Origin of the sequence: Curtobacterium sp. Leaf154, from assembly GCF_001424595.1 — a bacterium.
Taxonomy (GTDB): Bacteria; Actinomycetota; Actinomycetes; order Actinomycetales; family Microbacteriaceae; genus Curtobacterium; species Curtobacterium poinsettiae.
The window spans coordinates 514,815-527,612 of sequence record NZ_LMOS01000001.1 but is presented as its reverse complement, the minus strand read 5'-3'; the positions used below and the strand labels follow the sequence as shown (position 1 = coordinate 527,612).

At 74.1% G+C, this 12,798-nt stretch carries 14 protein-coding genes; 7 read left to right on the top strand and 7 right to left on the bottom strand.

Features of this window, described 5'->3' with window-relative positions:
• Nucleotides 1-49 precede the first annotated feature (49 nt).
• On the bottom strand, nt 50-535 hold the full coding sequence (gene ybaK / locus ASF75_RS02505) for a Cys-tRNA(Pro) deacylase (protein WP_042537191.1): 486 nt from the start codon (nt 533-535) through the stop codon (nt 50-52).
• A gap of 66 nt (nt 536-601) precedes the next feature.
• Between ybaK and ASF75_RS02500 the strand changes: the two genes are divergently transcribed.
• Both ASF75_RS02500 and ASF75_RS02495 read left to right on the top strand, forming a co-directional pair.
• Nucleotides 602-895: a hypothetical protein gene (locus ASF75_RS02500; protein WP_017887369.1), complete on the top strand. Its 294-nt coding sequence runs from the start codon at nt 602-604 to the stop codon at nt 893-895.
• A 61-nt stretch (nt 896-956) separates the two neighbouring features.
• Nucleotides 957-1,694: a YidC/Oxa1 family membrane protein insertase gene (locus ASF75_RS02495; RefSeq protein ID WP_056068643.1), complete on the top strand. Its 738-nt coding sequence runs from the start codon at nt 957-959 to the stop codon at nt 1,692-1,694.
• Here the strand turns inward: ASF75_RS02495 and ASF75_RS02490 are convergent.
• Nucleotides 1,691-1,912: a hypothetical protein gene (locus ASF75_RS02490; protein ID WP_042537189.1), complete on the bottom strand. Its 222-nt coding sequence runs from the start codon at nt 1,910-1,912 to the stop codon at nt 1,691-1,693. The genes ASF75_RS02495 and ASF75_RS02490 overlap by 4 nt on opposite strands.
• Nucleotides 1,913-2,284: 372 nt before the next feature.
• Here ASF75_RS02490 and ASF75_RS02485 point away from each other — a divergent pair, with 372 nt between their 5' ends.
• Both ASF75_RS02485 and ASF75_RS02480 read left to right on the top strand, forming a co-directional pair.
• Nucleotides 2,285-2,908 carry a hypothetical protein gene (locus ASF75_RS02485; protein WP_056068639.1) on the top strand — a complete coding sequence of 208 codons (624 nt, stop codon included), beginning with the start codon at nt 2,285-2,287 and terminating at the stop codon, nt 2,906-2,908.
• A 229-nt stretch (nt 2,909-3,137) separates the two neighbouring features.
• Nucleotides 3,138-4,499: an MFS transporter gene (locus ASF75_RS02480; protein ID WP_156463749.1), complete on the top strand. Its 1,362-nt coding sequence runs from the start codon at nt 3,138-3,140 to the stop codon at nt 4,497-4,499.
• Between the two features lie 204 nt (nt 4,500-4,703).
• Here ASF75_RS02480 and ASF75_RS02475 read toward each other — a convergent pair whose 3' ends face one another.
• Entirely contained in the window at nt 4,704-6,785 is a 2,082-nt protein-coding gene (locus ASF75_RS02475; protein ID WP_056068636.1) for a carboxypeptidase-like regulatory domain-containing protein, read from the bottom strand.
• Nucleotides 6,786-6,993: 208 nt separating this feature from the next.
• On the bottom strand, nt 6,994-7,458 hold the full coding sequence (locus ASF75_RS02470) for an NUDIX domain-containing protein (RefSeq protein WP_056068634.1): 465 nt from the start codon (nt 7,456-7,458) through the stop codon (nt 6,994-6,996).
• Between the two features lie 176 nt (nt 7,459-7,634).
• On the opposite strand from ASF75_RS02470, the gene ASF75_RS02465 reads away from it, so the two are divergent.
• Nucleotides 7,635-8,504 (top strand): universal stress protein, encoded by an 870-nt coding sequence (locus tag ASF75_RS02465; RefSeq protein ID WP_017887375.1) that lies wholly within the window; start codon nt 7,635-7,637, stop codon nt 8,502-8,504.
• On the opposite strand, the gene ASF75_RS02460 is transcribed toward ASF75_RS02465, so the two are convergent.
• The 3 genes from ASF75_RS02460 to ASF75_RS02450 form a co-directional block, all read right to left on the bottom strand.
• Entirely contained in the window at nt 8,461-9,489 is a 1,029-nt protein-coding gene (locus ASF75_RS02460; protein WP_042537179.1) for an SGNH/GDSL hydrolase family protein, read from the bottom strand. The genes ASF75_RS02465 and ASF75_RS02460 overlap by 44 nt on opposite strands.
• Before the next feature lie 108 nt (nt 9,490-9,597).
• On the bottom strand, nt 9,598-9,954 hold the full coding sequence (locus ASF75_RS02455; RefSeq protein WP_056068629.1) for a PRC-barrel domain-containing protein: 357 nt from the start codon (nt 9,952-9,954) through the stop codon (nt 9,598-9,600).
• A gap of 50 nt (nt 9,955-10,004) precedes the next feature.
• Nucleotides 10,005-10,988, bottom strand: a complete 984-nt coding sequence (locus ASF75_RS02450) for a glycosyltransferase family 9 protein (RefSeq protein ID WP_056068626.1) — start codon at nt 10,986-10,988, stop codon at nt 10,005-10,007.
• A 100-nt stretch (nt 10,989-11,088) separates the two neighbouring features.
• Between ASF75_RS02450 and ASF75_RS02445 the strand changes: the two genes are divergently transcribed.
• Nucleotides 11,089-11,646: a D-glycero-alpha-D-manno-heptose-1,7-bisphosphate 7-phosphatase gene (locus tag ASF75_RS02445; protein WP_056068625.1), complete on the top strand. Its 558-nt coding sequence runs from the start codon at nt 11,089-11,091 to the stop codon at nt 11,644-11,646.
• A complete protein-coding gene (locus ASF75_RS02440; RefSeq protein ID WP_056068623.1) occupies nt 11,643-12,722 on the top strand; it encodes a glycosyltransferase family 9 protein in 1,080 nt (359 codons plus the stop codon). The genes ASF75_RS02445 and ASF75_RS02440 overlap by 4 nt, the downstream gene beginning before the upstream one ends.
• Nucleotides 12,723-12,798 lie beyond the last annotated feature (76 nt).

Sequence of the window (12,798 nt, the reverse complement as noted above, 5' to 3'; positions counted from 1 at the left end):
GAGGGACCGTGTCATTCCCGGTTCCGGAATGAACTTGCGGCGACTCGACTCAGGTCCGCGCGATGGGTGCGGAGACCGCCTCGGTGATCCGCGCGAGGTCCGTCGGCGCCACCTCGACGTCGAAGCCGCGACGTCCGCCGGACACGAAGATGCTCGCGTACGACAGTGCTGACTCGTCGAGCACGGTGCGGAGCCGGGTCTTCTGGCCGACCGGACTGATGCCGCCGACCACGTAGCCCGTGCGCTTCTCGGCGAGGGCGGGATCGGCCAACGTCGCCTTCTTGCCCCCGACCGCCGCGGCGATGGCCTTGAGGTCGAGCCGGTTCGCCACCGGCACGATCGCCACCGCCAGTGCGCCGTCGACCGAGACGACCAGGGTCTTGAAGACCTGCTCCTCGCGGAGGCCGAGGGCGGCGGCCGCCTCTTCGCCGAAGTTGGTGGCGCTCTCGTGGTGCTCGTACACGTGCGGCGTGTACGGGACCCCGGCCGCCTCGAGCGCGACGGTCGCTGGGGTGCTCGGCGAACCTGCGGTCATGCCGTGATCCTCCCCCGCCGCACCTTCCGGTCCTCGACGGCACGCGGGCGTTACGCTGAACGGACCATGACCGCCGTCCTGCTCGTGCTCCGCGCCACCGCCGCGCTGGTGCTCGGTGACCCCGCCGCGGGGGTCCTGCCCCTGCTGGCGGTGGCGGCGCTCGGACTGACCGCGGTCGCCGTGACCGTGGTGGTCGCGCGCCTGCTCGTCGCGGTGCTGGCGGCCGTCATCGGCGTCGGATCGACGTCGATGTCCGATCGGACCGCCGTGCCCGACCTGGTCACCCGCATCGGGTGGAGCCACCCCGACGCCGACGGACACGTCCGCTCGCGGGCACCGGGGGTCGCGACCCCGGCCTGACCACCGACCGGTGGCCGGGCCGCACGCGCACCCCGCTGACCCACCACCGATCGGAACCGTCATGGACCTGTCCACCCTGCCCCTCGTCGGCCCGCTGCTGCACGGCGGCGCGGACCTCGTCGCCGCGCTCACCGCGGCGCTGTCCCCCGTCGCCGGCTCGTTCGCCGCGGCGATCGCCGTCGTGCTCCTCACCCTCGCCGTCCGCCTGGTGCTCGTGCCGCTGTCCGTGCTGCAGGTGCGGGCCGAACGGGACCGCCGGCGTCTCGCGCCACAGCTCGCGGCGCTCCGGAAGCGGTACGGCCGCGACACCCAGCGCCTGCAGCGGGCGATGCAGCAGCTCTACACCGACGAGAAGGTCTCGCCGCTGGCCGGCTGCCTGCCGGTCCTCGCGCAGGCACCCGTGGTGTCGCTCGTCTACGCCCTGTTCACGCATGCATCGATCGGCGGCACCGCGAACACCCTGCTGGACGCCACGTTCGTCGGGGTCCCGCTCGGGCACTCCCTGATCGTCACGCTCACGTCGCCGCTGTGGGTGCACGCCTGGGTGGTGCTGGTGTTGTTGGCGGTGCTCGCGGTCGTCGTCGAGCTGAGCCGCCGGTCGAACCTGCACTGGAACCCGGTGGCGGCGCCGGAGCCCGGCACGCCCGGGGCCGCCGCGACGGCCGCCGTCGGCCGGTACGTGCCGTTCGTCACGGTCGTGTTCGCGGCGATCGCACCGCTCGCCGCCGCGCTCTACGTCGTGACGAGTGCGGCCTGGACGTACGGGGAACGCGCCGTGCTGCGCCGGGTGGTCCGCTAGCCGCCCTGGCCCTCCTGCTGCGGGCCCTGGTCGACCGGGTCGTACTCGGTGCCGCGACCCTGTTCCTCGTCGGCGGTCGGCACGTGGCGTTCCGTGCCGGTCCCGCCGGGGCTGGTCGCCACGTAGTCGGCCTCGCCGGACTGGGTGTCGTGGCTCAGCGGCTCGAGGGTCTCGGCGTCGGCGTCGGCGTCGTGCTGCGGCGTGGGGTCGGTGCTCATGCACCACGCCTACTCCCTCGTTCTGGGTGCGCGCGCACGGCCGGGCGGTGCCACGATGGACCTGTCCACGCGACCGGCAGAGCGGGAGTGCGCATGGCCCACGACGACGTGGCAGCGGAACGGGCACGGCTCGAAGCCGTCGCCTGGGGAGCAGGGTCGAGCCCGGCGGACGCGGCGCGCGCCCGGATCGCGCTGCAGGACCTGGAGCGCGGACGGCGACCGCGCAGGCGCCCGGTCGCGACGGCACGGGATCCACTGCCGGGAGGCCCGGGACCGGCCCGCACGTCGGCCCCGTCCGCAGCGCGGTCGGGTCCAGGGCCCGTGGCCGGGCCAGTGCCGGCTTCTGTACCCGCGCCCGCCGGCGCGGCGGCCGTGCCCGCTGCAGCCGACGCGCCGGAGCCGACCGACGGCGGTGGGGGCGACCACGTCGACGAGGCGCGGGGTGATGGCGGAGGCGAGCCGGGCCTCCAGGCCGTGCCGACCGCTCGCACCCGGTGGCGTCGGTGGCTGTGGACGGAGCGACCACGCGCCTGGATCGCGGGCGGCGCGGCGGCGGCGGTGGGCGTGGCGTTCGCGGCCGGGACGCTCGTCGGGACCGCGCAGCCCGACGTCGCAGCCGCGCCGAGCGTCACGCCGACGGCGGGGACGGTGACGCTCGAGCAGCTGCTCGACGTGCCGCAGACGTACGCCGACCAGCTGCCGGGGCCGGTCGCGGCGCCCGTGAGCCTGCACACGACGCGACTGGTCTTCACGAACCGGGCGCTCGACGGCGGGACCGCCGAGACCCCATGGAACGTCTGGGCCGGCATCGGGACGGACCGGTCGACGATCTGCCTGGTGGCGACGGCGGACCGCATCGAGTCGTCGACGGCGTGCTTCCCACGGCAGGCGGCGTTGCGCGGTTCAGTGTCGATGTCGGCGCAGTCCAGGAGCGGCACGCTGACGATCGAGCTGCGCGGGGGCGGGGTCCAGGGTCGGGTGACGAACGAGTACTGAGCGAGCGGTCGGGAGCTGAGTGTTTCGTTGGAGCGCTCCGACAAATGTGCTGGATGCCCTCGCGAGAGACGTTCCATCGTGCAACACTGGATGAGCGCACTCGTCGTGGAGTCGTACCCACATCATCCACAACCGCCAGCGAGCGCGCCCCGCAGACCCTCCCGGTCACCGCCGTCAGAACGATCGGCACCGTCGCGCGCTCCACCGTGCCTCGGAGGAGGTCAGCAGCGTGTCCACCAACACCACCACCTCGGCCGTGTCGACCCACACGCGGCCGATCACGGTCACCAGCCAGTCGATCGTCGGCATCGCCGTCCTCGGACTGGCCACGTTCTTCGCCATCACCACCGAGCTCATGCCCGTCGGGCTGCTCGGCACGATGAGCGCAGACCTCGGCGTCACCGAGGCAACCATGGGCATCGTCATCACCGTGTACGCCGCCGCCGTCGCGATCCTCGCGCTGCCGCTCACCGCGTTCACCGCGAAGCTGCCGCGCAAGACCGTGCTCGTCGCCACGCTCGTCGGCTACACGGTGTCGAACCTGATGGTCGCGCTCGCCCCGTCCTTCGCCGTGGTGTGCGCCGGACGCGTCGTCGGCGGCATCGCGCACGCGCTGTTCTTCTCGGTCGCCTCGGCGTACGCCACCCGGATCGTGCCGCCGCGGCTGGCCGGTCGCGCGATCGCGTTCGTGTACTCCGGTAGCTCGCTCGGGTTCGTGCTCGGCGTGCCCCTCGCGACCTGGGTCGCGCAGCACATCGGCTGGCGCCAGGCCGTGTTCTCCGTCGGGGTCGCCGCAGCGGCACTCGCGATCGTCGCCCTGCTGTTCCTGCCCGCCGTCCGCGGCGCCTCGTCGCCGCACATCGGATCGCCGAAGGCCTGGGCACGCACCGGGCTGCTGTCCGTCGTGATCGCCGACATGCTGCTCTTCGCCGGGCACTACGTCGTCTACACCTACATCGGGCCGTACGCGATCGACGCCGGGCTCGACGCCGGCATGGTCAGCGGGGCACTGCTCGTGCTCGGTGGCACCGGTGTCGTCGGGCTCTGGCTCGCCGGCATGTTCGTGGACCGTGCGCCCCGGCAGACCCTGATCGCCTCGGTCGCCGTGATGGCCGTGGCCTTCGCGACGATGCCGTTCGTGCACGGCTCCCTGATCGGGACGATGGTCGTCGCGGGCGTCTGGATGGCCGCGAACGGCACCACGGGCACGCTCTTCATGGCCGCGGCGATCCGCGCCGGAGGCGTCTCCCCCGACATCGCCGGCGCACTGGTGAACGGCGCGTCGAACATCGGCATCGCCGGTGGTGCGGCGTTCGGCGGGCAGGCGCTCGGGATCGTCGGGCTGCAGTACCTGCCGTTCGCCGGCGCCGCGGTGCTGGTCGGGGCGCTCGGGGTCGTCGTGCTGGCGCGCCGTGGGTTCCCGGTGCACTCGCACGCGCAGGAGCACCTGTCGACCTCGTCCATCGAGGCCATCACGTCGTCGCTCGCGGTCGTCACCACGTCGGTGCCGGTCGTCGGGCGGGCGATCCAGACGGTGACGGGGTCGATCGGCGTCGTCACCGGGTCGGTGCAGCGGCAGCGGACGCGTTAGGGGCTGGCGCGGGTGGCGGGCGGTCGGCGCCCGAGCGGCGTGTCGGCCCGCCGAGTGGTCACGACATGCCGTTGGCGGGGCGTCGGGGTCGCACGAACTGTCGTCTGACGGATCGGCGGGCGACGGTTTGTGACCCCTCGGCGGACGCCGGCGGCGTGTTGTGCGGCCACCGCCACCGCCACCGCCACTGCGCCCGCCGCGCGGTCAGTCCTGCAAGTGGTCCGTGCGGCGGCGGTTGCGCACCGCGCGGTAGGTCAGCAGGGCCGCACCGAGCAGCACCAGCACCCCGGCGGCGATGAGTCCCGGACCGAGGTCGGCCCCCGTGTACGCCAACGGTCCACCGTCCACCGCGTCGCCCTGGCCCGACACCGGCGCGGAGCCCGAGCCCGAGCCTGCAGCGGGGACGGTCGGAGCCGCTGAAGGAGCGCCACTCGGCGACGGTGACGGCGACGGAGCGGGAGCCGGACCCACCGCGGCCCGCACCACGAACGCCAGCGGCGTCGCGGCCCCGGACTCCGGGGTGACGACGGTCGCCGCCTCGGCCCCCTCGACGTCGACCGAGACGACGTACTCGGTCGTGGGCTCCAGGCCGGTCAGGTCGAACGCACCGTCGTCGTCCGTGACGACCGACACAGGATCGCCGGACTGCGTGTCCGTCGGAGCCGCGACGACCTCGACGTCCGGAACGGGCTCGCCGTTCGTGTCGACGACCGTGCCGGGTTGGTCGGTCGTGACCTCGGCTGCGGTTGCTGCGGAGGCGAACGGCAGGTCGGACGAAGCACGCTCGCCGGCGACGGCCGTCACACCGGTGTTCGAGGTCGCCCCGGTCGCCCCCGGCTCGGGACGTTCGGTCCGGACGGTGTACGTGCCCGCCGCGGTGGCGAAGACGTAGCGACCGTCGGCATCGGTCTCCGTCGATGCGACCACGGCGCCCGTGCCGTCGACGAGCTCGACCACCGCGCCGGCGGGCACGGATGCACCGTCGAGCGAGACCGCACCCGCTACCGTCGCCACGACGGCGGCCGGCACATCGATCTCGTCGGGGACTGCCGGTGCCGCGTCGACGTCGCCGGTCGTGATGGTCACGGGCGGCTCGTCGGCGACGGACACGTCGAGGTCGGTGTCCGCCGGCAGGTCCGAGCCGGTGTAGACGCCGTCGCTGTTCGTCGTGGTGTCTACGAGGACGTCCCCGGAGTCCGGGTCGGTGATGACGACCTCGAGGTTCGAGACCGGTCGGCCGTCCTCGTCGACCACGGTGCCGATGACCGACACGGTGTCCTCCGGCGACGTGAACGCGAAGTCGGCCTGCTGGTCCACGCCGCCCGGCGAGCCTGCCTGGGCGAGGGAGACCCTGGTCGGCTGGTCCGGGCCCTCGGCGCCGTCCGGCGGGGTGATCTCGACGCGGTAGTTCGCGATGACCGGCAGCTGCGGGAACGCGTAGGTGCCGTCGGGGTCGGTGGTCGTCGTGGAGACGGTGCCGCGCGGAGCGGTGACGCGGACGATCGCCCCGGGGATGGGGGCGCCGTCGAGGGTCGCCGTGCCGGTGATCGCGGCGGTGCGGTTGGCGAACCAGGTCTGGTACACGGGGAACCCGCTGCGCTGCTGGTACGTGATCGTCAGGCTGGTGAGTGACACGGTCGGCGTGAACCAGGCCGTGGCACCGGCGGTGTCGACCGCGCCGGTGTTGCCCGTCAGGGTCCGGGTGGCCGGGTCCCAGGTGGGCCGGTCCTGGCCGGTCGTGCCGTCGGGGTCGGCGGTGCACGACGGCCCTCCGGCGACGGCGGCCGAGCACGAGTTGTAGGAGCTCACGTAGCCGAGCTGCTCCGCGGTCGCGGCGCCACCCCCGGAGACGGTGGCCGAGATGGTCGCCCGGTCGGCGTCGACGTCGCCGAGCACGAACGACCAGCTCTGGGCACCCGGCGTCGGCTCGGCGAACGTGTAGGTGGTCGTCGATGCCCCGGTCGTGGGCGAGTCGACGTTCGGCCGCTGGTTCATGTAGGTCGTGCCGCGGCTCGTCCCGTAGACCGCGCCCGACGGGGTCGACGCCGACTGCCAGGTCGATGCCCCGCTGACGACGGTCGACTGCCGGGAGTCCGACGTGAAGGTCGTCTCCGGGAACCCATCGAGCGTCATCGTGCCGGTGTAGGCCCGGCTCGCTCCGCTGAGGGTGAAGGTCCCCCAGTTGCCGACCGGCTCCGCCGACGCACTGGTCGCGCCGCCGATCGCGAGTCCTGCTCCGAGTGCGAGGGCCGTCAGCCCTGCCGTGACCGCGCGCCAGCGCCGCATGTGTGCTCCCCTGCTGTGGCGCCCGAGAACCCGACACCCCCTCAGACCATCCAGCGGGTGTGGCTCGTGTCCGGTGTCCGACACAGCCAATGAGGTCCCGCCGAGTGGTCACGACATGCCGCGCGCCGATCGTCGAGTGGCCGAGAAGTGTCGGCTGGAGGCCCGCCGGGCGACGGTTCGGGACCCCTCGACGAACACGAACGGCGCGTCAGGAACCGAGCTCCACCAGGGCGTCGAGCGCCGGCACCTGCCCGGCCACCACCAGCTCCCGCGCCTGGTCGACACCGACCCACCGGGCGTCATCCACCTCGGGCACCTCGACGAACCGCCCCGACCCGCGCGGCAGTTCGAGCCGCACGGTGTTGCTCCGCACGGTGTCGACCGAGAACCCCGACGCCGCGGCCGCGAAGACGCGCACGCGCTTGCCGGATGCCTGCCGGAACTCCCCCAGGTCGGTCAGGTCTGCGGCGCCCACCGGTGCGGGCACGCCGATCTCCTCGGCGAACTCGCGCAACGCGGTCACGTCGGGCTGCTCACCGGCCTCGACCAGGCCCTTCGGGATCGACCAGGCACGCGGCCGGTTCCGCCAGAACGGCCCGCCCATGTGGGCGAGGAAGACCTCGGGCCCGGACGGACCGGTCCGGTGCAGCAACAGTCCGGCGCTCACGACCACGGCCCGAGACTACGCAAGGACCTGCCGGGAGGCCCGGGTCACCGCCGCCGCGCCGCGCACCACCCGACGTGGCCGGGCCCACCGCCGGTTCCCCGGCCCGCGCCGGGAGTACCGTGTGGCGCACGGAGCGCCGTGTGACGCCCCCGGAGGACCTGCGATGGAGGAGGCCGATCGGGATGGACGAACGATGGACGACGGTGACGCTGGCCGCGGACGCCGCGATGCCGCACGACGAGGCCCTGCGGTGGATCGTGTCGCGTGCGGGCAACGGCATCGAGCGGATCCGGATCATCGGTGCGGACCCGGCGATCGAGGGACCCCGACCGGTCGCCGACCGTCTGGCCGAGGCCGCCCGCGCCGCCCTGCCCGGGGTCACCGTCGAGGTGCACCGGCACGCGGGGCCGTTCGCCACCGCCCTGGTCGAGGAGTCGGACGGGGGCGACCTCCTGGTCATCGGCACGTTCCGGAGCCGGCGGGGTTCGACCGCCGGTGGCGACCCGGCACGCGTGGCGGTCCGGGCCGCCGTGCCGACGGTGATCGTCCCCGAGGGGCCGCACCCGATCGACGGCGACGTGGTGCTGGCCGTCGAGGAACCGAACGACGAACGCGCCGTCTCGATCGCCGTCGGCGAGGCCGTCCGGCTGCACCGCCGACTGACGCTGCTGCGGGCGTGGGAGATGCCCGTGCTGACCAGGACCGGGCTCACCGACTTCGCCGAGGACCCCCTGCGGTGGCGCGCCCGGAACGCCGAACTGCTGCAGCGGGTCACCGAGGACCTGACCGCGCGGTTCCCGGCGGTGCGGATCCGGCCGCTGCTCGTCGAGGGACACCCGGGGCACGCAATCGCATCGCGCACCCGGCGGGCGTCGCTCGTGGTGCTCGGACGGGGGCACGTGCGGGTGCTGTCCGGCGCACTGCTGCACGACGTGGTGCGTGAGACGGCCGCACCGGTCTGCGTCGTCCCGCCGGCCGCGCACCCGGACAGCGCGGTGCCGGAAGGGGTCAGCCGGCGAGTTCCCGGATCGCGTCGGCCATCTGGTCGGTGAGGTAGGCGACACCGCGGCCGTTCGGGTGCAGGGCGCCGGCCTGCAGGTCGATGCGTCGCAGGTCGCTCGAGCCGGTCAGGCTGACGCCCGCGACGTACCGCTCGTCCGCCGGGGCGCAGGCCGAGTGGGCCTCGGTGCGGTCGAGGACGTCGACGAACCGGACTCCGGCGGCGTCCGCGGCGGAAGCGGAAACGGTGTCGAGCTCCTCCTGCACGCCGTGCAGGTACGCGACGTCGTCGTCGGTGAAGGGGAAGGTGTCCGACGGGAAGGACCCGGCGAGGGTGCCGAGGTCGAGCGCCGAGCGGAAGCAGCCCTTCGCCGGGGTGTGCTCGGTGTCCGGGAAGATCGCCGGGTACCCGAGGAACACCACGACGGCGTTCGGTGCGGCCCGTTTCACTGCTGCCAGGGTGTCGGCGATCCCGAGCGCGACCCGGGACTGGATCTTGGCGCTGAGTTGGTCCTCACCGTCCTGCACGAGCGTGCTCTCGCACGACGGCGCGTCACGTCCGGAGAACACCGGGCCGTCGGCCGAGATCGCCAGGCACGACGCGGCGGTGCCGAACAGGTCGGCGTCGTTGCCGCCGATCGTCAGGGTCACGAGCCGGGTGCGCGACGACAGTGACTCGATCTGCGGTGGGACGCCGTTGAACTGGTGCCCGGTCGTGACGTCCTCGCTCGTGGCGCCGGCGCACGTGACGTCGGTCAGGTCGAGGCCGAACCGTGCCGCGAGCCGGTGCGGGTAGTCGCGGGCCGACTGCACGCACGCGCTCGTGGGCAGCCGGGTGCGATCGCCGAGCCCGTACCCGGCGGAGTACGAGTCACCGAGCGCGACGTACTCGCTGCCGGGCGGCAGGTCGGCGAGCGATTCGGCGGGGTCGTCCGGCACCGGGTAGGGCTGCGGGACGGGCCACATCGGGGCAGCCGAGGCGGGCTGCACCGAGCCCGGAGCCGCGACCCCCGCCACCACCAGCCCGACGACGGCCACCGCTGCCAGGGCGGCGAGCAGCGTCGTACGGGCGGTGCGGAGCAGTTGCGGCCTCCGGGCGGGTGCGGCGGATCGGTCGGTCGGGTCGGGCGGTGGCGCGGGACGGTGTCAGCGGCGTCCGAGTCGGCGTTCGCCACCGCTGCCGGTGCGGTACTCCAGCCCGTAGTGCTGGAACAGCACCGGCTCGGTGGCGGCGTCGAGCTCCCCGTCGGTCGGGATCGACGGTGCGTCCTTGACGAGCTTCTTCGGGAACGTCACGCGCAGGTGCTTCGGGGCGACGGTCGCGCCGAACAGCGGGACGAAGACGAGCTTGTGGAACCCGACCATGCCGGTGGTCAGGGCACCGAACGCCGGCTCGGACGTGGCGGTGTCGTAGTAGATGCTCTCGAGCGTGCCGACCTTGTCGTCGGCCTCGTCGAGGACGGGCAGACCGATCCAGTCACGGATGTTCGCGGCTTCGAACACGAAGGACTCCCTCCGAGCAACCGGCAGGTCCGGGTGGCTCTCGGTCGACGCTACCGCTCGGTCGCCTGAGCGGTCACCCGGAGCCGGTCGACTGCGCCGAGCACGTCGTCCGCGGTGACGGCGAGGATGGCCGGGTCCGGGTCCTCGGCGAAGACGTCGCCGCGGCGCACCGAGGCGTCGGTGAGCACGATGTGCGGGCCGGTCGCGGGCGGACCCCACGCCTCGGGCGGTGCCGGGCCGAACAGCACCACCGAGGGCACCCCGTACGCGGTCGCCAGGTGCGCAGCACCGGTGTCGACCGTGACGACGAGCCGCGCCGCGGCGATCACCGCGGCGAACGCCTGCAGGTCCAGCGTGCCGGCCAGGACCGCCTCCGGCGCCAGGCCGGCCGCGTCGGCGACGGCACGGGCGCGCACGACGTCGTCCGAGCCTCCTGTCAGGACCACGTCGGCACCGCGCGCCCGGAGCCCGCGCACCACGTCGGCGAAGCGGTCGGTCGGCCAGTGCCGCGCACCGTGGAAGGCACCCACGTGCACGACGGCCGCGCCGGCGACCACCGGCGGCTCGGCGGGGCGGTCGATGTGGACCTCGGTCGCGTCCGCGGGGATGCCGTGCCACGTGAGCAGGTCCGCCCAGCGGTCGCGCTCGTGCACGCCGTCGGGCCAATCCGGGCCCTCGTAGTCGTGGGTGGGGTCGGCGTGTCCGATCACCCGGCGCGGGCCGAGCGCGGCGACGAGGTCCGAGGACTCCGGGCCGGCGCCGTGCAGGTTGACGGCGACGTCGACGGCTCCGTGCGGCACCCCGATCGGGTGGTCGAGACCGTGCTGGGCCAGGTGCACGTCCACCGCCGGGACGAGTTCGACGACCGGCTCCAGCCACGCCGTGGTGGCCAGGGTGATGCGGTGGTCGGGGAAGGCACGGCGGAGCGCGTGCAGTGCGGGGACGGCGACGAGCAGGTCGCCGAGCTTGATGGCACGGAGGACGAGCAGTTCCGGGCGTCCGTCGGAGTCGGGCAGTCGTTCGAGTGCGGTCACCGCCGCGACGGTAGACCCGCCACGCTGACGGGGCTGCCGGGACCGCGCTCCGTGGCGCTTCCTGGGGCGGTGCCCGGCCGTGGACCGGTAGTCACGGAGCATGCCCCTCGCACCGGACCGCGTCATCCGCGGCCTGCTCCTCGACCGCGACGACACCCTCGTGGTGGACGTCCCGTACAACGCCGACCCGCACCTGGTCGTCCCCGTCCCCGACGCCCGTCGCGCCGTCGAACGGGCACGTGCCGCCGGGATGCTGCTCGGGGTCGTCACGAACCAGTCGGTGATCGCCAAGGGCATGGCCACCCGCGAGCAGGTCGACGCCACCAACGCCCGGGTCGACGAGCTCGTCGGCCCGTTCGACGTCTGGTGCGTCTGCCCGCACGACGCCGGCGACGACTGCGCCTGCCGGAAGCCCCGGCCCGGGATGGTCCTCGACGCCGCCGACCGGCTCGGCATCCCGCCGGAGTCGATCGTCGTCGTCGGCGACATCGGTGCCGACGTGCAGGCCGCCCGGAACGCCGGTGCGCAGGGCATCCTCGTGCCCACCCCGCGCACCCGCCGCCAGGAAGTGGACGCCGCCGAGACCGTCGCCGCCGACCTGGACGAGGCCGTCACCCTGGTGCTCGAACACGTCGGCAGCGTGGCGGACCGGGCGTGAGCGCCGCTCGACGCGTCCTCGTCGCCCGGCTCGACTCGTTCGGCGACGTCCTGGTCGCCGGGCCCGCGGTCCGCGCGGTCGCCGCCGGGGCCGCGCACGTGACGATGCTGTGCGGACCGCAGGGTGCCCCGGCCGCCGACCTGCTGCCCGGCATCGACCGGGTGCGGGTGTGGGCGGCGCCGTGGGTGACCGAGACCGCACGCCCGATCGACGACACCCTGCTCGCCGGGTTCCGCGCGTTGATCGCCGAGGAACAGCCCGACGAGGCCGTCGTCCTGACGTCCTTCCACCAGTCGCCCCTGCCCCTCGCGCTGCTCCTGCGCCTGGCCGGGGTCCCCCGGGTCTCCGGGGCCTCGGTCGACCACCCCGGGTCCCTGCTCGACGTGCGGCTGCGCCCCGGCGAGGACCTGCCCGAGGACCTCCCCGAACCCGAGCGCGCGCTGCGGATCGCCCAGGCGGCCGGGTTCCGGCTGCCGCCGGACGACGACGGGAGGCTCGCGGTGCGCCACGACGCCGTCCTGCCCCCGCCCGTGGCCGGCCTCGACCGCTACGTGGTCGTCCACCCCGGAGCCAGCGTCCCGGCACGGTCGTGGCCGGAGAAGCACCACCGTGCGCTCGTCGCCGCCTACGCCGAGCGCGGCGTCCCCGTCGTCGTCACCGGCTCCCCCGGCGAACGCACGCTCACCGCAGCCGTGGCGGGCGACACCGGCATCGACCTCGGCGGACGCACCACGCCGGCCGAACTCGCCGCCGTGCTGGCCGGAGGCGAGGTCGTCGTGGTCGGGAACACCGGCCCGGCACACCTCGCCGCCGCCGTCGGGGCGCCCATCGTCAGCCTGTTCTCGCCCGTCGTCCCCGCCGTCAAGTGGGCGCCGTACGCACCGCTCGTCGAACTGCTCGGCGACCAGGCCGCACCGTGCCGTCTGAGCCGTGCCCGGGAGTGCCCCGTCCCCGGCCACCCCTGCCTGTCCGGAGTGCGCATCGAGGACGTCCTGGCGGCCCACGAACGGCTGCTCGACCGCGTTTCGCGGACTGATCGGAGAAGTCTGCGGTGCGGCCCAGAAGGCGCTGCGTAGCGTGCGCCACTGCTTCTCCTGCTCCTTCTGCTGCTGCTCCGGCAGCGGCCCGGAGTGACCTGTTCGACCCGACCGG

What these genes read in the sequence shown, in the direction of transcription:
- ASF75_RS02495 (WP_056068643.1), top strand. Translation starts at nt 957, where the DNA reads ATGGACCTGTCCACCCTGCCCCTCGTCGGCCCGCTGCTGCACGGCGGC.
- ASF75_RS02500 (WP_017887369.1), top strand. Translation starts at nt 602, where the DNA reads ATGACCGCCGTCCTGCTCGTGCTCCGCGCCACCGCCGCGCTGGTGCTC.
- ASF75_RS02465 (WP_017887375.1), top strand. Translation starts at nt 7,635, where the DNA reads ATGGACGAACGATGGACGACGGTGACGCTGGCCGCGGACGCCGCGATG.
- ybaK (WP_042537191.1), bottom strand. Translation starts at nt 535, where the DNA reads ATGACCGCAGGTTCGCCGAGCACCCCAGCGACCGTCGCGCTCGAGGCG.
- ASF75_RS02445 (WP_056068625.1), top strand. Translation starts at nt 11,089, where the DNA reads ATGCCCCTCGCACCGGACCGCGTCATCCGCGGCCTGCTCCTCGACCGC.
- ASF75_RS02490 (WP_042537189.1), bottom strand. Translation starts at nt 1,912, where the DNA reads ATGAGCACCGACCCCACGCCGCAGCACGACGCCGACGCCGACGCCGAG.
- ASF75_RS02475 (WP_056068636.1), bottom strand. Translation starts at nt 6,785, where the DNA reads ATGCGGCGCTGGCGCGCGGTCACGGCAGGGCTGACGGCCCTCGCACTC.